Source organism: Pseudomonas sp. LS1212 (genome assembly GCF_024741815.1).
In the GTDB taxonomy this organism is placed as follows: Bacteria; Pseudomonadota; Gammaproteobacteria; order Pseudomonadales; family Pseudomonadaceae; genus Aquipseudomonas.
Genome location: NZ_CP102951.1, coordinates 99,831 through 116,460 on the forward strand (window position 1 = coordinate 99,831; position 16,630 = coordinate 116,460).

The following is a 16,630-nucleotide window of genomic DNA, read 5'->3' on the forward strand; positions in this document are numbered from 1 at the left end:
TTATTTATATCTGTAGGGCTTTTGTTTTTCTGACTACGGGGTCAAGATGCGCTCTTCACTCATGTTCAAGTGTGTAGCGCGCGGCCTCGTTCACCAGCCAGTCGCGGAAGGCGTGAAGCGAAGCAGACTCGACCTTGCGCTCAGGAATCATCAGGTAATAGGCCTTGATGCTCGACAGCGCGTGGGGATTGGCAATGATCAGCCTGCCCTCCTCCAGCTCGCGCTGAATCAAAAATGGCGGGATCAGGGCGATACCCATCTCGTGCATCGCGGCCTGGGCCAGCATCGAGAATAGCTCATAACGCGGGCCAGTCATGTCGCGGTGAATATTCAGGTTCTGGGCGTTGAACCATTGACGCCAGGCGTAGGGTCGGGTGGATTGCTGCAGCAACGGCAGTTGCGCAATGTCGTCGGCGCTGAGGCTGGCCTTGGTTCCCAGCAGTGCCGGGCTGCACACCGGCAGCGGGTTCTCCCCCATCAGGCGATGAGATTGGGTGCCCGACCAATCAGCGTCACCGAAGTAGATCGCCGCGTCGAAGGTGGTATCGGCGAACAGGAATGGACGGGTGCGGTTGGTCAGGTTGACGGTGACTTCCGGATGACGCGTCTGGAAGTCTTTCAAGCGCGGCAGCAGCCATTGGGTGCCAAAGGTCGGCACCACTGCCAGCTCGATCACGTTGGCGCCCTGCTGCCCCATGACCGACAAGGTGTCGCGCTCGACCGCGTCGAGCTGTGTCGCCACCCTTCTACTATAGGAAAGCCCGGGTTCAGTGAGCTTGACCCCGCGCCGGGACCGGCGGAACAGTTCGACGTTGAGGAACTCCTCAAGGCTGGCGATCTGCCGACAGACGGCGCTCTGGGTCAACGACAATTCCTGGGCTGCCTTGGTAAAGCTTTCATGCCGGGCGGCAGCCTCGAAGCACACCAGGGCGGCGGTGCTGGGGATTTTTCGGCTCATATACAACAACCTCACTAATCGGCCAGCAAATAAGGAGCTATGGCGATCTCGGAGTGAGAAATTAGCACAACGGCATGCGAAATCCTCGTTTGTCCTATTGTCCGTACAGGCCTAGGATCAATACACGATAAAAATTAACCTTCCCGAGGATTCGCTCATGGCCGGTAAAGCAAGCTTCAACTGGATCGATCCGCTGTTGCTCGATCAACAGCTCACCGAAGAAGAGCGCATGGTGCGCGACAGCGCCGAGCAGTTCGCCCAGGACAAGCTGGCTCCACGCGTGCTGGAAGCCTTCCGTCACGAACACACCGACCCTGCGATCTTTCGCGAGATGGGTGAAGTGGGCCTGCTGGGTGCAACCATTCCGGAACAGTACGGTGGCAGTGGCCTCAACTACGTTTGCTACGGCTTGATCGCTCGCGAGGTCGAGCGAGTCGACTCCGGCTACCGCTCCATGATGAGTGTGCAGTCTTCGCTGGTGATGGTGCCGATCAACGAATTCGGTTCCGAAGCCACCAAGCAGAAGTACCTGCCGAAACTGGCCAGTGGCGAGTGGATCGGCTGCTTCGGCTTGACCGAGCCTAACCACGGCTCAGACCCGGGTTCGATGATCACCCGTGCCAGGAAAGTCGAGGGTGGCTATCACCTGACAGGCAACAAGATGTGGATCACCAACAGCCCGATCGCCGACGTGTTCGTGGTCTGGGCCAAGGATGATGCCGGCGACATTCGTGGCTTCGTCCTGGAAAAGGGCTGGAAGGGCCTGAGTGCGCCGACGATTCATGGCAAGGTCGGCCTGCGTGCGTCGATCACCGGTGAAATCGTGATGGACAACGTCTTCGTGCCCGAAGAGAACATGTTCCCGGAAGTGCGTGGCCTGAAAGGTCCGTTCACCTGCCTCAACTCGGCCCGTTACGGTATCGCCTGGGGCGCTCTGGGAGCTGCCGAGTTCTGCTGGCACACCGCGCGTCAGTACACCCTGGATCGTCAGCAGTTCGGACGGCCTTTGGCTGCCAACCAGCTGATCCAGAAAAAACTGGCCGACATGCAGACCGAGATCACCCTCGCCCTCCAGGGCTGCCTGCGCCTGGGGCGGATGAAGGACGAAGGCACTGCAGCCGTCGAGATCACTTCGATCATGAAGCGCAACTCCTGCGGCAAGTCGCTGGATATCGCTCGCATGGCGCGGGACATGCTTGGTGGCAACGGCATCTCCGACGAATTCGGCGTAGCGCGGCATCTGGTCAACCTTGAGGTGGTCAACACCTACGAAGGCACCCATGACGTCCATGCGCTGATCCTGGGTCGCGCCCAGACTGGCATCCAGGCGTTCTATTAATAGGGAGTCAAGCCAATGGGTGCGCTATCTCATCTGCGGGTGCTGGACTTGTCGCGGGTACTGGCCGGGCCGTGGGCCGGGCAGATACTCGCCGATCTCGGGGCCGAAGTGATCAAGGTAGAGCGCCCGGGCAGTGGGGACGATACGCGCGCCTGGGGGCCGCCCTTCCTTAAGGACGCCGCGGGCGAGAACACCAGCGAGGCAGCCTATTACCTGTCCGCCAACCGTAACAAGCGTTCGGTGACGATCGACTTCACCCAGCCCGAAGGCCAGCGCCTGGTCCGTGAGCTGGCGGCCAAGTCCGATATCCTCATCGAGAACTTCAAGGTGGGTGGGTTGGCGGCCTATGGGCTTGATTATGCGAGCCTGAAGGCGCTCAACCCGAATCTCATCTATTGCTCGATTACCGGTTTCGGTCAGACGGGGCCATACGCCAGGCGCGCTGGCTACGACTTCATGATCCAGGGCCTGGGTGGCTTGATGAGCATCACTGGGCGCCCGGAAGGTGAAGTAGGTGCCGGACCGGTAAAGGTCGGCGTTGCGCTTACCGACATTCTGACGGGGCTTTATTCGACGGTGGCGATTCTGGCCGCCCTCGCCCATCGGGATCAGGGAGGTGCCGGCCAGCACATCGACATGGCGCTTCTTGATGTGCAGGTGGCCTGCCTGGCCAACCAGGCGATGAACTACCTGACTACCGGGGTGCCACCTCGGCGGTTGGGTAATGCCCATCCCAACATCGTGCCCTACCAGGACTTCCCTACTGCCGACGGTGACTTCATCCTGACCGTGGGCAACGACAAGCAGTTTCGCAAGTTTGCCGAGGTAGCCGGCCAGCCGCAGTGGGCGGATGACCCGCGCTTTGCAACCAACAACCTGCGGGTTACCAATCGCGCGCAACTGATTCCCCTGATTCGCCAGGCCACCGTGTTCAAGACCACTGCCCAGTGGGTCGAGCAATTGGAGCAGGCGGGGGTGCCTTGCGGGCCGGTCAACGACCTGTCCCAGGTATTCGAGGATCCCCAGGTGCGCCACCGCGGCCTGGCCATCGAGATCCCGCACGCCTTGGCCGGGAAAGTGCCGCAAGTGGCCAGCCCTATTCGCTTGTCAGAAACACCGGTGCAGTACCGTAATGCCCCGCCGCTGTTGGGCGAGCATACACAAGCTATACTGAGTGACGTGCTTGGGCTTTGTGAGGCAGATATTGCTCGCCTGCGAGAAGTCGGCGTGCTGTGATCTCTGCTCTCTATATAGAAGCGTTCTCTATATAGAGAAGCAAGGCGCCATTTTTGGGCTTTAAGGGCTAATTTCAAGAGCCTTCAAATTAACCCTTGACGCCCCTGTGGATCTCTCTATAATTCGCCCCACTTCCGGCGCAGACGAAACGGAAAACTCCTTGAGAATCAAAGAGTTAACCGAAGTAAGCAGCGAAGAAGCAGCTTCGATCTTCCGATCGAAAGCGGTGAAAAAGGTGGTTGACAGCGGTTTGAAACGCTGTAGAATTCGCCTCCCGCTGACGAGTGATCGAAGCGAGTCAAGTGTTTGAAGTTGAACGAGAAAATCGAAAAACTTCTGAAAATAAACGCTTGACAGAGACAGAGGAAAGCGTAAAATTCGCGCCTCGGTTGAGACGAAAGAATCAACCAACCGCTCTTTAACAATTGAATCAAGCAATTCGTGTGGGTGCTTGTGAGCTCAGACTGATAGTCAGAAAGATTATCAGCATCACAAGTGGCTACATGAGCAATCATATAGTTCATTTTGAGATTGCTGAGCCAAGTTTAGGGTTTTCTCAAAACCCAAGCAGTATTGAACTGAAGAGTTTGATCATGGCTCAGATTGAACGCTGGCGGCAGGCCTAACACATGCAAGTCGAGCGGCAGCACGGGTACTTGTACCTGGTGGCGAGCGGCGGACGGGTGAGTAATGCCTAGGAATCTGCCTGATAGTGGGGGATAACGTTCGGAAACGGACGCTAATACCGCATACGTCCTACGGGAGAAAGTGGGGGATCTTCGGACCTCACGCTATCAGATGAGCCTAGGTCGGATTAGCTAGTTGGTGGGGTAAAGGCTCACCAAGGCGACGATCCGTAACTGGTCTGAGAGGATGATCAGTCACACTGGAACTGAGACACGGTCCAGACTCCTACGGGAGGCAGCAGTGGGGAATATTGGACAATGGGCGAAAGCCTGATCCAGCCATGCCGCGTGTGTGAAGAAGGTCTTCGGATTGTAAAGCACTTTAAGTTGGGAGGAAGGGCATTAACCTAATACGTTGATGTTTTGACGTTACCGACAGAATAAGCACCGGCTAACTCTGTGCCAGCAGCCGCGGTAATACAGAGGGTGCAAGCGTTAATCGGAATTACTGGGCGTAAAGCGCGCGTAGGTGGTTCGTTAAGTTGGATGTGAAATCCCCGGGCTCAACCTGGGAACTGCATCCAAAACTGGCGAGCTAGAGTAGGGCAGAGGGTGGTGGAATTTCCTGTGTAGCGGTGAAATGCGTAGATATAGGAAGGAACACCAGTGGCGAAGGCGACCACCTGGGCTCATACTGACACTGAGGTGCGAAAGCGTGGGGAGCAAACAGGATTAGATACCCTGGTAGTCCACGCCGTAAACGATGTCAACTAGCCGTTGGAGTCCTTGAGACTTTAGTGGCGCAGCTAACGCATTAAGTTGACCGCCTGGGGAGTACGGCCGCAAGGTTAAAACTCAAATGAATTGACGGGGGCCCGCACAAGCGGTGGAGCATGTGGTTTAATTCGAAGCAACGCGAAGAACCTTACCAGGCCTTGACATCCAATGAACTTTCCAGAGATGGATTGGTGCCTTCGGGAGCATTGAGACAGGTGCTGCATGGCTGTCGTCAGCTCGTGTCGTGAGATGTTGGGTTAAGTCCCGTAACGAGCGCAACCCTTGTCCTTAGTTACCAGCACGTTATGGTGGGCACTCTAAGGAGACTGCCGGTGACAAACCGGAGGAAGGTGGGGATGACGTCAAGTCATCATGGCCCTTACGGCCTGGGCTACACACGTGCTACAATGGTCGGTACAGAGGGTCGCCAAGCCGCGAGGTGGAGCTAATCTCACAAAACCGATCGTAGTCCGGATCGCAGTCTGCAACTCGACTGCGTGAAGTCGGAATCGCTAGTAATCGCGAATCAGAATGTCGCGGTGAATACGTTCCCGGGCCTTGTACACACCGCCCGTCACACCATGGGAGTGGGTTGCACCAGAAGTAGCTAGTCTAACCTTCGGGAGGACGGTTACCACGGTGTGATTCATGACTGGGGTGAAGTCGTAACAAGGTAGCCGTAGGGGAACCTGCGGCTGGATCACCTCCTTAATCGAAGACATCAGCTGTCTTATAAGCTCCCACACGAATTGCTTGATTCATTGAAGAAGACGATTAGAGGTCCGCAACCCTGTTATGGGTCTGTAGCTCAGTTGGTTAGAGCGCACCCCTGATAAGGGTGAGGTCGGCAGTTCGAATCTGCCCAGACCCACCAATTATGGGGCCATAGCTCAGCTGGGAGAGCGCCTGCCTTGCACGCAGGAGGTCAGCGGTTCGATCCCGCTTGGCTCCACCACCTCATGTCAAAGCTTAGAAATGAGCATTCCACCGCTTGGTGCCTGAATGTTGATTTCTGATCTTTATCAGAATCGTTCTTTAAAAATTTGGGTATGTGATAGAAAGATAGACTGAACACTACTTTCACTGGTAGTGGATCAGGCTAAGGTAAAATTTGTGAGTTTAATCGCGAATTTTCGGCGAATGTCGTCTTCACAGTATAACCAGATTGCTTGGGGTTATATGGTCAAGTGAAGAAGCGCATACGGTGGATGCCTTGGCAGTCAGAGGCGATGAAAGACGTGGTAGCCTGCGAAAAGCTTCGGGGAGTCGGCAAACAGACTGTGATCCGGAGATGTCTGAATGGGGGAACCCAGCCATCACAAGATGGTTATCTTGTACTGAATACATAGGTGCAAGAGGCGAACCAGGGGAACTGAAACATCTAAGTACCCTGAGGAAAAGAAATCAACCGAGATTCCCTTAGTAGTGGCGAGCGAACGGGGACTAGCCCTTAAGTTGATTTGAGATTAGCGGAACGCTCTGGAAAGTGCGGCCATAGTGGGTGATAGCCCTGTACGCGAAAATCTCTTGTCAATGAAATCGAGTAGGACGGAGCACGAGAAACTTTGTCTGAATATGGGGGGACCATCCTCCAAGGCTAAATACTACTGACTGACCGATAGTGAACTAGTACCGTGAGGGAAAGGCGAAAAGAACCCCGGAGAGGGGAGTGAAATAGATCCTGAAACCGTATGCGTACAAGCAGTGGGAGCAGACTTGTTCTGTGACTGCGTACCTTTTGTATAATGGGTCAGCGACTTATATTCAGTGGCGAGCTTAACCGAATAGGGGAGGCGTAGCGAAAGCGAGTCTTAATAGGGCGTTTAGTCGCTGGGTATAGACCCGAAACCGGGCGATCTATCCATGGGCAGGTTGAAGGTTAGGTAACACTGACTGGAGGACCGAACCGACTACCGTTGAAAAGTTAGCGGATGACCTGTGGATCGGAGTGAAAGGCTAATCAAGCTCGGAGATAGCTGGTTCTCCTCGAAAGCTATTTAGGTAGCGCCTCATGTATCACTGTAGGGGGTAGAGCACTGTTTCGGCTAGGGGGTCATCCCGACTTACCAAACCGATGCAAACTCCGAATACCTACAAGTGCCGAGCATGGGAGACACACGGCGGGTGCTAACGTCCGTCGTGAAAAGGGAAACAACCCAGACCGTCAGCTAAGGTCCCAAAGTTATGGTTAAGTGGGAAACGATGTGGGAAGGCTTAGACAGCTAGGAGGTTGGCTTAGAAGCAGCCACCCTTTAAAGAAAGCGTAATAGCTCACTAGTCGAGTCGGCCTGCGCGGAAGATGTAACGGGGCTCAAACCATACACCGAAGCTACGGGTATCACCTTAGGGTGATGCGGTAGAGGAGCGTTCTGTAAGCCTGTGAAGGTCAGTTGAGAAGCTGGCTGGAGGTATCAGAAGTGCGAATGCTGACATGAGTAACGACAATGGGTGTGAAAAACACCCACGCCGAAAGACCAAGGTTTCCTGCGCAACGTTAATCGACGCAGGGTTAGTCGGTCCCTAAGGCGAGGCTGAAAAGCGTAGTCGATGGAAAACAGGTTAATATTCCTGTACTTCTGGTTATTGCGATGGAGGGACGGAGAAGGCTAGGCCAGCTTGGCGTTGGTTGTCCAAGTTTAAGGTGGTAGGCTGGACTCTTAGGTAAATCCGGGAGTTCAAGGCCGAGAGCTGATGACGAGTGCTCATTAGAGCGCGAAGTGGTTGATGCCATGCTTCCAAGAAAAGCTTCTAAGCTTCAGGTAACCAGGAACCGTACCCCAAACCGACACAGGTGGTTGGGTAGAGAATACCAAGGCGCTTGAGAGAACTCGGGTGAAGGAACTAGGCAAAATGGCACCGTAACTTCGGGAGAAGGTGCGCCGGTGAGGGTGAAGCATTTACTGCGTAAGCTCATGCCGGTCGAAGATACCAGGCCGCTGCGACTGTTTATTAAAAACACAGCACTCTGCAAACACGAAAGTGGACGTATAGGGTGTGACGCCTGCCCGGTGCCGGAAGGTTAATTGATGGGGTTAGCTAACGCGAAGCTCTTGATCGAAGCCCCGGTAAACGGCGGCCGTAACTATAACGGTCCTAAGGTAGCGAAATTCCTTGTCGGGTAAGTTCCGACCTGCACGAATGGCGTAACGATGGCGGCGCTGTCTCCACCCGAGACTCAGTGAAATTGAAATCGCTGTGAAGATGCAGTGTATCCGCGGCTAGACGGAAAGACCCCGTGAACCTTTACTATAGCTTTGCACTGGACTTTGAATTTGCTTGTGTAGGATAGGTGGGAGGCTTTGAAGCGTGGACGCCAGTTCGCGTGGAGCCATCCTTGAAATACCACCCTGGCAACTTTGAGGTTCTAACTCAGGTCCGTTATCCGGATCGAGGACAGTGTATGGTGGGTAGTTTGACTGGGGCGGTCTCCTCCTAAAGAGTAACGGAGGAGTACGAAGGTGCGCTCAGACCGGTCGGAAATCGGTCGTAGAGTATAAAGGCAAAAGCGCGCTTGACTGCGAGACAGACACGTCGAGCAGGTACGAAAGTAGGTCTTAGTGATCCGGTGGTTCTGTATGGAAGGGCCATCGCTCAACGGATAAAAGGTACTCCGGGGATAACAGGCTGATACCGCCCAAGAGTTCATATCGACGGCGGTGTTTGGCACCTCGATGTCGGCTCATCACATCCTGGGGCTGAAGCCGGTCCCAAGGGTATGGCTGTTCGCCATTTAAAGTGGTACGCGAGCTGGGTTTAGAACGTCGTGAGACAGTTCGGTCCCTATCTGCCGTGGACGTTTGAGATTTGAGAGGGGCTGCTCCTAGTACGAGAGGACCGGAGTGGACGAACCTCTGGTGTTCCGGTTGTCACGCCAGTGGCATTGCCGGGTAGCTATGTTCGGAATAGATAACCGCTGAAAGCATCTAAGCGGGAAACTAGCCTCAAGATGAGATCTCACTGGAGCCTTGAGCTCCCTGAAGGGCCGTCGAAGACTACGACGTTGATAGGTTGGGTGTGTAAGCGCTGTGAGGCGTTGAGCTAACCAATACTAATTGCCCGTGAGGCTTGACCATATAACACCCAAGCAATTTGAGCGAAAGCCAGATTGCGGTGTTGTGAAGACGAAACGAACCGAAAGTTTGCGAACACAAATCATCACATACCCGATTCGCTGGAGTGTCTGACAAGACCTTCTGGCTACAGAATTTCTTGACGACCATAGAGCATTGGAACCACCTGATCCCATCCCGAACTCAGTAGTGAAACGATGCATCGCCGATGGTAGTGTGGGGTTTCCCCATGTGAGAGTAGGTCATCGTCAAGATTAAATTCCGAAACCCCATCTGCTCGCGCAGATGGGGTTTTGTCTTTAAAGTAGAAGCATCAAGAATTTCGCTGACACGTCGCCTGACGACGGATCGGCCACAGAATTTCTTGACGACCATAGAGCATTGGAACCACCTGATCCCATCCCGAACTCAGCAGTGAAACGATGCATCGCCGATGGTAGTGTGGGGTTTCCCCATGTGAGAGTAGGTCATCGTCAAGATTGAATTCCAGAACCCCTGTCTGCTACGCAGACAGGGGTTTTGTCTTTCTGGGGAAGCCTCCTCGTTCCCACAGAGTGGAACGAGTTAGCTAGCCCAATCTCAAGCGGTAACCTTCCGAGCCCTGCCACTACGCCGTGCCTGCAACTTGCGCCACCAGATATACACCCCAGTCCCCGAAAACACCGCAATCATCACGCCCAGCACCGCGATCAACACCTGCCCGGTAGTGCCGATGATCCGTCCCCCGTGTATCGGCAGCTGCAGCCTGTAGAAGCGCTCACCAAGCGTTCCTTGCCCGGCGATCTCTTTGCCCAGCAAACGTCCGTCCGTGCCGTGGAAGAACAACCAGGACTTCCCTTGGGCATCGGTATCGTGCTGGCCGAAGCCGGCTCCGTAGAAGTTGTATTCGAAGCTGTAGTACAACTCGCCGATCGCGGCGGTCAGGCCCAGCCTTCGACCCTCTGCCTGCGCCAACTCATAAGCCTGTTGATAACTCAGTCGGGTTTCTCCCAGTTGTTCCTTGGGCAACCGCCCGCGCGCCTCGTAGACACTTGGCTCGACCGGGGAGAACAGCGACACGGCCGGCTTGAACACCTGGCTCGGCAAGTTCATGGCAACACTGCTCACGGCGACGGGCAGCAGCAGTAACCACAGCCAGAGCCCGCCGGCGCGGTGGATGTCCATGTTCAAGCGGTAGGCATGCCCACCCTTGATCTTCCAGGCGGTTGCCCATTTGCTCCAGAAGGGACGAGCGCGTGGCAACGTCAGCAGCACGGAGATGAAGCAATCGATGACCCACAGGATCGCCACCACCCCCATCAGCAACAACCCCCAGTTGCCTGGCAACGTCAGGGTGTAGTGGAACTCGAGCATGAAGGGCATGAAGTTCTCGCGGGAAAAACAGCATTCGCCCCAATAGCGCTGGCCCAGAGTGATGCCGCTGACCGGGTCCAGATAGAACACGGTGTTTTTTTCTGCGAAGGGTTCGCCCGTGGCCGGATCATTGCGCGGTACGGCCGCCAGCAAGGCGGAATGCCCAGGTTCGTCGGGGTACTCCATGTACCAGACCTGCAACCGTGGGTACTGCGCCTGCACATTGTCCACCAGCGTTCCCGGTGGCAGCGCCTGGCCTTGCGCCGGGGCTTGATAAAAGGCGGGGTTGAGCCACTCGTCGATCTCATGCTGAAAAGCCAGGAGACTTCCGGTGATACCCGCCAGCGCCAGGAACAAGGCGATGGCAAGACCGATGTAACGGTGCAGCAGAACGTAGAGGTGGCGCATCAATAGACTCTCGACAAGTAAGTGCCGGATACGACAAAGCCAGCCCCTGGAACAGGGGCTGGCTTTGCTGGATCACGCAGGCTTGAATCAGAATTGGTAACTGACGGTCGCGCTGACGTTGCGCTCTTCGCCCATGTAGCAGAAGTCCAGGCTGGCGCAGGAAGCGATATAGGTTTCGTTGGTCAGGTTATTGGCATTGAGCCGCACATCGACGCCTTTGAGGCCAACCTTGCCCAGGTCGTAACCGACCGATGCATCCACCAGGGTGTAGGCGGGTACCTTCATGGTGTTTTCCGCATCCGCCCAGCTGTAACCGACATAACGAACGCCGCCGCCGAGGCGCAAGCCATCCAGTGCACCCTGGTTGAAGGCGTAATCGGCCCAGACCGAAGCCATTTGCTCGGGTGCCTGGGTGGGCGAGTTGCCCTTGTTCTGCGTGACGCCGTCCAGCGTGCTGATCATCGATTTCGAGTACTCGATGTCGGTGTAGGTGTAGCTGCCCAGCACTCTCAGGTTGTCTGTCACCTGAACATGGGCTTCAAGCTCAAGGCCCTGGGAGCGGACGGCGCCGATGGCACGGTAGAAGTTCTCTTGCGGCAGCTTCGATGCCAGGTTTTCCTGGTCGATGCGGAAGATCGAAGCCGTGAACAGGTTGTCGGTACCCGGGGGCTGGTATTTGATACCGGTTTCCCACTGTTTGCCCTCGGTAGGTGCCAGAGGGTTGCCAGCGCTATCGGCGTAAGAGTTCGGGTTGAACGACTCCGAATAGCTGATATAGGGCGCGATCCCGTTATCGAACAGGTAGAGCGCGCCCGCACGCCCGGTCATCTTGCTGCGCTCGTCACTGATTTCGGTTCCTTCGGGGCGGCTTGCTTCGGCGATGCGGTTCTCCTCCGAAGTCTTGACCCAATCCTGGCGCACGCCCAGCGAAAAGCGCCATTGATCCATCTCGATCAGGTCCTGCAGGTACACGCCTGTCTGCTCCAGGCGACGCAGGTAGCTGGTCGGCGCGAAGTAAGTGATGGTTTCGTTGCCATAGTGCGGATCAAACGCATTGATCGGTGCCAGAGCGCCGCTGGTCCAGTCCACTACGGTCTTGCGCCGCTGGTAGTCGGCGCCCAGCAGCATCGTGTGTTTGGTCGCGCCCGTGAAGAATTCAGCCTGCAGCATGTTATCGACGATGAAGGAGTGCAGCTTCTCGTCGCCACCGGTGAAGTAGCGGTTCAGCTCGTTGCTGGTTGGGCTGGTCCAGCCATAGGCGTAGACCTGGTCAATGTTTACCTTCGAATCCAGGTAGCGGAAGTTCTGGCGGGCGGTGAATACATCGTTGAAGCGGTGCTCGAACTGATAGCCGAAAGACTGTTGGTCGCGCTGAAACTGATCGATGCCAGGCTCGCCTTCGAAGAAGTGATCCGAGATACGCTGGCCATTGCGCTGATGCAGCGCGCCATCGGCCGGCAGGCCGCCGTGATAGCCACCGTCCGGGTCATGTTGCAGATAGGCCTGCAGGGTCAACGAAGTGTCCTCGCTGAAATCGATGCTGATGGTAGGTGCCAGGGCGTAGCGCTTTTCCTTGTTGTGATCGAACTGTGTGTCCGACTTGTCCGCCAGGCCGGTCAGGCGGTAGGCAATGCGCTTGTCATCATCGAGTGGGCCGCTGAAGTCGAAGCCTATGCCTTGTTGGTTTTGGGTCCCCACCATGGCTTGAATCTGATGGTAATCCTCATACAGCGGCTTCTTGCTGGTCAGTGCGACGAGGCCACCCGGCGAGCTGCGGCCGTACAACACCGAAGAAGGCCCTTTGAGAATATCGATACGCTCGAGGAAGTAAGGGTCAACCTGCATGGTGCTGTAGGTCCCGCTGTCGCCCATGGACTTGAGACCGTCAAGGTAGATGTTATCCACAGAGCCGTCATTGAAGCCGCGCATGGCGACGTAGTCGTAGCGGTGGGTGGCGCCATAAGGGTTAGTCAGCACGCCGGGGGTATAGCGCATGGCCTGGGAGACGGTCTGCGAACCCTGGTCGTCCATCTGCTGGCGGGTGACCACCGACACCGATTGCGAGGTTTCCAGCAGCGCGGTACTGGTCTTGGTCGCGACCTGGCTATGGGTGGCGTTGTAGCCTTCCATGCTGCCCAGGGCGTTGCCCAGCGCAAAGCCGCGGATTTCCGTGTTTGGCAGCGCCATGGCTTCGCTCTGAGGCAGTGTTCGCAGCACGTAGCTGCTGCCATCCTGGCTGACGGCTTCAAGGCCGGAACCATTGAGCAGGTGGCTCAGCGCTTGATCGGCCGAATAAGTGCCGCTCAAACCCGGTGATTGCACGCCTCGGGTCAGCTCAGGCGTGCTGGAAAGGGTGATGCCTGCCTGCCGAGCGAATTGATTGAGGACCTCGTCCAGGGGGCCCGGCGCAATTTCATACCGGTGACTCACGCTGACGGCATCCTGCTGTGCCATGGCCATGAGGGGCAGGCTGCCGACACCCAGGGCGGTGCATAGAAAAGCTGCACGAATCGCTTTGGTCAGCAGGCTTCTGGAAGATGAATCTAAGATAGATCGAGAATCATTCGTTTGCGTGGGCTGTAGCGTGGACAAGAAGCAAGGCATTGTTAACTTCCGCTGAGTCGGTAAGGGCAGATAGGGTTGCTTACTGTCCAAGCCGGACTCATGAGAAAAACCCGCCAAATTATTTTTCGTTACCACTGTCTGGGCTCGAAGGCGGTCAGGTCATCCGTTCGAGCCGCACCCACCAGCGGGTGCGGTAATGCAGTTTGACCGGGAGGGTTTGTGGAAGTATCTGCAGCAGTTTTTCGGTGTCGTCCAGGCGGAACACACCTGATAACTGCAAATCGGCAATATCGTCGGCGCAACTCAGATGGCCATTGCGATAACGCCCGACTTCCGCCAGAAAGTCGGCCAGGCGCATGTTACGCGTGACGATCAGGCCATCGGCCCAGGCGCCGGCATCCATGTTCTGGGTCAACAATGGCGTGGCCGCTGTCGCGGTGACCTTGAACGCCTGCCCGGCCAGAACCCACTGCAGGCCGGTGCCGTCACTGTTGCCGGGCGAATGAATGGCCACTCGGCCTTCGCTGACACTGACCCGCGTGCAATCGCGCTCCTGGCGGACCATGAAGCGCCCGTTGAACCCTTCGAACAGTCCGTGTCGGGTACGCACCAGCAACGGGCGCCCAGGCGTTTGCGGATCGGCCCCGCAGGTCAGCATGAGCTCACCCTGTTTTAGCGCGACCAAGCGTTGCCGAGCGTCAAAGGTAAGGTCGGCAGCACTGCGGGTGTTGAGCTCCAGGCGTGACCCATCTGGCAGCTGGAAGGCGCGGCGCTCGCCGGTACCCGTTGCGAAATCCGAAGTCCATTGATCCCAGGGCGTGAGGTCTTTGCTGACCCATGCCGCGGAGCCGACCATCATTACGCCCGCGAGCATTTTCAAGGCCTGGCGCCGGCTCAGTCGCTGGGCGCTGGTCTCCAGGGTTTCAAAGGCAATGCTGGCCCCGGGTACGGCGCGCAAGTTGGTACTCAATTCCCGGTTGAGCGTTTGAACCCGTTGCCAGGCCCACTCGTGATCATGGTGGGCAGCGCGCCAGGAGTCGCATTGCTGGTGCAGCCGGGCATTGTCGCCATTGTTGCGCAGGCGCAGCATCCAATGGATGGCCTGCTTGACCACCAGGTGCTGTGGCTCCTGAGACTGGTGTTTCATTGAGCGGAGTCATAGCGCAGCAGGTAGCAATGGTAGAGCGCGTCGGCCACATAGCGCTCGACCGAGCGCAGGGAGATACCCATCTGCTCGGCGATCTGTTTATGTGTCAAACCTTCGCACTGAGCCAGCAGAAAAGCCCTACGTACTTTTGGTTTCAGGCCTTCGAGCATCCTGGCGATGCTTTCAAGCAGCTCAAGCAGCAGTTCACGGGTTTCCGGAGACGGCACGTCGGCCGGCGGCAGGTGCGCAAGCGCCTCAAGGTAGGCGCGGTGCAATTCTTCACGGCGCCAATGATCAATGACCAGGCCCCGGGCAACCGTACGCAGGAACGCCCGGGGGGCAGTCAACTCCAGGCGCTCGCTGCGTTGCAGTAAGCGCACGAAGGTATCCTGGGCGAGGTCCGCAGCATCGGCAGCATTGCCCAGCTTGCTGCGCAGCCAGGTGTTCAGCCAGCTGTGGTGATGGCTATAGAGCGATTGCACGGCGGACGCTTGAGAGGTCATGGATACGCGCTGCGGAAATGTCACAAATGATAATAAGTCGCATTGTCGAGATGCGCGGCACATTTTGCAACAGTTGATCCGCTCAACGGCCACCGTTGATCTCGATCAGCTCGAACTCACGGCGGGTGAACTCGCGCCAGTTCATCATGCTGGCGACCGTATTGTGCGGATCGTCACTGCCATACAGCGCCGTGAGCGGAACATTGAGCCGTTCGCCCAACCGATCCGACCATAGTTCTGTGAGTTTCAGGTCACAGCGCAAGGTTGGCTCGAGAGTTTGCAGAACGTTCTCTGCTTCTGGAAGAGCGAGCCCCAGGTCTCTGAACGCCTTGTCGAACTCGGGTTGCGGGAGTTCGTGCAGAAAGGGGCGGGGATGTTGGCTGTCAGGGCTGCGACAGGCGGAAACGAACAGATGTCGGGTCTGCCCCGGGTAGCGGACTTCGCACAGCTTGGCAATTTCGTAGGCCAGTTGCCCACCAAGGTTGTGGCCAAACAGGGCGTGAGGTTCGCTCAGGTAACGGCTGAGCAGGGTAAAGGTATCCTGGAGCAGGGGCGTCCATTCAGCGTATGGGGGTTCGTTAAGGCGTGAGCCGTGCCCCGGAAGTTTCACCGTGACCAGTTCGATGTGGTCGCCCAGGTCCTGTGACCAACTACGGAAATTTTCCGAATCACCGCCGGCGTAGGGGAAGCAGACCAGTCGAATTTTCGCCGGTTGACCGGAGTTCACGACCGTCAACCACTTGTTGTCATGAGCATGCACGGCATTTTCCCTGGCATGAGATCAAGCGCCCAAGCCGCTTCACTCCCGAAGGGTCGTCCGACTCAATGGTTTGCGGTGCCATTGTCCGAAAGTTTGTCCAGATAGTTTCTGATGGTATCCAGGCCTTTGTTCAGATGCCTCTTCAGAAGGTCGACGGCTTTATCGACATCCTTCTCCTGGGCGGCATCGGCCAGGGCGCGGTGGTCGTCCTGGGTCAGTTTGCCCAGCCCCATGGAGGAGAGATGAAATCGCAGGAAGCGCTCTTCCTGATTCAGCTCGTCTTCGATCAGGCGTAACAACTTGCGGTTCGGTGACTTTGAGTAGAGTGCCATATGGAACAGGCGATTGAACCGCCCGAGTTCGGCGTGACTGGTCTCATTTTCCAGCAGCTCGATGTAGTGGCGAGCCGCAGCAATATCCTCGGCATCGAGCAGCGGGATCGACTGACGCAAAGCCTCGGTTTCCAGGATGATGCGCAAGGCATAGATGTCCGCGGCATCTTCGCCGATCAAAGGCGCGACAACAGCGCCCTTGTGTGCGACCACCTGCAGCAATGACTGCGCTTCCAGCTGACGCAACGCTTCGCGCACGGGCATGCGGCTGACCCCGAACAGGGTCGCAAGCTCTTGCTGACGCAAAGCCGTTCCACTGGGCAGACGGCCATCGATGATGGCGTTGCGCAGCTTTTCCTCGATCACTGCGCGGGCCAGGTGTGGCTCGAGCTGTTCGCTGGGCAGAATGCGACTCAAGGGGCTGGATTTATCAGTCACGCTGTATCTACCTGAATAAAACGTGCGAAGGCGGATTCAGAGATCCTCTTCACCCTAGTTATTGCGTCAGTTCTTGTCAAAGATCGATAGGAAATCCTACCTGATACCATCGTGAACG

At 56.7% G+C, this 16,630-nt stretch carries 9 protein-coding genes, 2 tRNA genes and 4 rRNA genes; 8 read left to right on the forward strand and 7 right to left on the reverse strand.

What is annotated here, in order from left to right; translation table 11 throughout:
• Positions 1 to 55: 55 nt before the first annotated feature.
• The gene (locus NVV94_RS00505) at positions 56 to 958 is read right to left on the reverse strand and encodes a LysR family transcriptional regulator (protein ID WP_258445333.1); all 903 of its coding nucleotides are present in this window, start codon (positions 956 to 958) and stop codon (positions 56 to 58) included.
• Between the two features lie 157 nt (positions 959 to 1,115).
• Here NVV94_RS00505 and NVV94_RS00510 point away from each other — a divergent pair, with 157 nt between their 5' ends.
• The 8 genes from NVV94_RS00510 (at position 1,116) to rrf (NVV94_RS00545) (ending at position 9,485) form a co-directional block, all read left to right on the forward strand.
• A complete protein-coding gene (locus NVV94_RS00510) occupies positions 1,116 to 2,297 on the forward strand; it encodes an acyl-CoA dehydrogenase (RefSeq protein WP_258445334.1) in 1,182 nt (393 codons plus the stop codon).
• A 15-nt stretch (positions 2,298 to 2,312) separates the two neighbouring features.
• A complete protein-coding gene (locus NVV94_RS00515) occupies positions 2,313 to 3,533 on the forward strand; it encodes a CaiB/BaiF CoA-transferase family protein (RefSeq protein WP_258445335.1) in 1,221 nt (406 codons plus the stop codon).
• A gap of 575 nt (positions 3,534 to 4,108) precedes the next feature.
• Positions 4,109 to 5,647, forward strand: a 16S ribosomal RNA gene (locus NVV94_RS00520).
• A gap of 86 nt (positions 5,648 to 5,733) precedes the next feature.
• A tRNA-Ile gene (locus tag NVV94_RS00525) sits at positions 5,734 to 5,810 on the forward strand.
• 5 nt (positions 5,811 to 5,815) lie between these two features.
• Positions 5,816 to 5,891: transfer RNA gene (locus tag NVV94_RS00530), tRNA-Ala, on the forward strand.
• A gap of 226 nt (positions 5,892 to 6,117) precedes the next feature.
• Positions 6,118 to 9,009: ribosomal RNA gene (locus NVV94_RS00535) — 23S ribosomal RNA — on the forward strand.
• A 135-nt stretch (positions 9,010 to 9,144) separates the two neighbouring features.
• Positions 9,145 to 9,260, forward strand: a 5S ribosomal RNA gene (rrf, locus tag NVV94_RS00540).
• Positions 9,261 to 9,369: 109 nt separating this feature from the next.
• Positions 9,370 to 9,485 (forward strand): 5S ribosomal RNA (gene rrf, locus NVV94_RS00545).
• The 16S, 23S and 5S rRNA genes sit together here with 2 tRNA genes alongside, the layout of an rRNA operon.
• Before the next feature lie 100 nt (positions 9,486 to 9,585).
• On the opposite strand, the gene NVV94_RS00550 is transcribed toward rrf (NVV94_RS00545), so the two are convergent.
• The 6 genes from NVV94_RS00550 to NVV94_RS00575 form a co-directional block, all read right to left on the reverse strand.
• Positions 9,586 to 10,767 carry a PepSY domain-containing protein gene (locus NVV94_RS00550; protein ID WP_258445336.1) on the reverse strand — a complete coding sequence of 394 codons (1,182 nt, stop codon included), beginning with the start codon at positions 10,765 to 10,767 and terminating at the stop codon, positions 9,586 to 9,588.
• Positions 10,768 to 10,854: 87 nt separating this feature from the next.
• Positions 10,855 to 13,227, reverse strand: coding sequence for a TonB-dependent siderophore receptor (locus NVV94_RS00555; protein WP_408733441.1), 2,373 nt, complete (start codon positions 13,225 to 13,227; stop codon positions 10,855 to 10,857).
• Between the two features lie 259 nt (positions 13,228 to 13,486).
• Positions 13,487 to 14,479, reverse strand: a complete 993-nt coding sequence (locus tag NVV94_RS00560) for a FecR domain-containing protein (RefSeq protein WP_258445337.1) — start codon at positions 14,477 to 14,479, stop codon at positions 13,487 to 13,489.
• The gene (locus NVV94_RS00565) at positions 14,476 to 14,982 is read right to left on the reverse strand and encodes a sigma-70 family RNA polymerase sigma factor (RefSeq protein WP_258445338.1); all 507 of its coding nucleotides are present in this window, start codon (positions 14,980 to 14,982) and stop codon (positions 14,476 to 14,478) included. The genes NVV94_RS00560 and NVV94_RS00565 overlap by 4 nt, the downstream gene beginning before the upstream one ends.
• Positions 14,983 to 15,064: 82 nt before the next feature.
• Positions 15,065 to 15,742, reverse strand: a complete 678-nt coding sequence (locus tag NVV94_RS00570) for a thioesterase II family protein (RefSeq protein WP_258445339.1) — start codon at positions 15,740 to 15,742, stop codon at positions 15,065 to 15,067.
• 62 nt (positions 15,743 to 15,804) lie between these two features.
• Positions 15,805 to 16,512, reverse strand: a complete 708-nt coding sequence (locus NVV94_RS00575; RefSeq protein WP_258445340.1) for a GntR family transcriptional regulator — start codon at positions 16,510 to 16,512, stop codon at positions 15,805 to 15,807.
• Positions 16,513 to 16,630 lie beyond the last annotated feature (118 nt).

Coding starts and splice junctions, on each gene's coding strand:
- NVV94_RS00565 (WP_258445338.1), bottom strand. CDS start 14,982: ATGACCTCTCAAGCGTCCGCCGTGCAATCGCTCTATAGCCATCACCAC.
- NVV94_RS00510 (WP_258445334.1), top strand. CDS start 1,116: ATGGCCGGTAAAGCAAGCTTCAACTGGATCGATCCGCTGTTGCTCGAT.
- NVV94_RS00515 (WP_258445335.1), top strand. CDS start 2,313: ATGGGTGCGCTATCTCATCTGCGGGTGCTGGACTTGTCGCGGGTACTG.
- NVV94_RS00505 (WP_258445333.1), bottom strand. CDS start 958: ATGAGCCGAAAAATCCCCAGCACCGCCGCCCTGGTGTGCTTCGAGGCT.
- NVV94_RS00555 (WP_408733441.1), bottom strand. CDS start 13,227: ATGGCCATGGCACAGCAGGATGCCGTCAGCGTGAGTCACCGGTATGAA.
- NVV94_RS00560 (WP_258445337.1), bottom strand. CDS start 14,479: ATGAAACACCAGTCTCAGGAGCCACAGCACCTGGTGGTCAAGCAGGCC.
- NVV94_RS00550 (WP_258445336.1), bottom strand. CDS start 10,767: ATGCGCCACCTCTACGTTCTGCTGCACCGTTACATCGGTCTTGCCATC.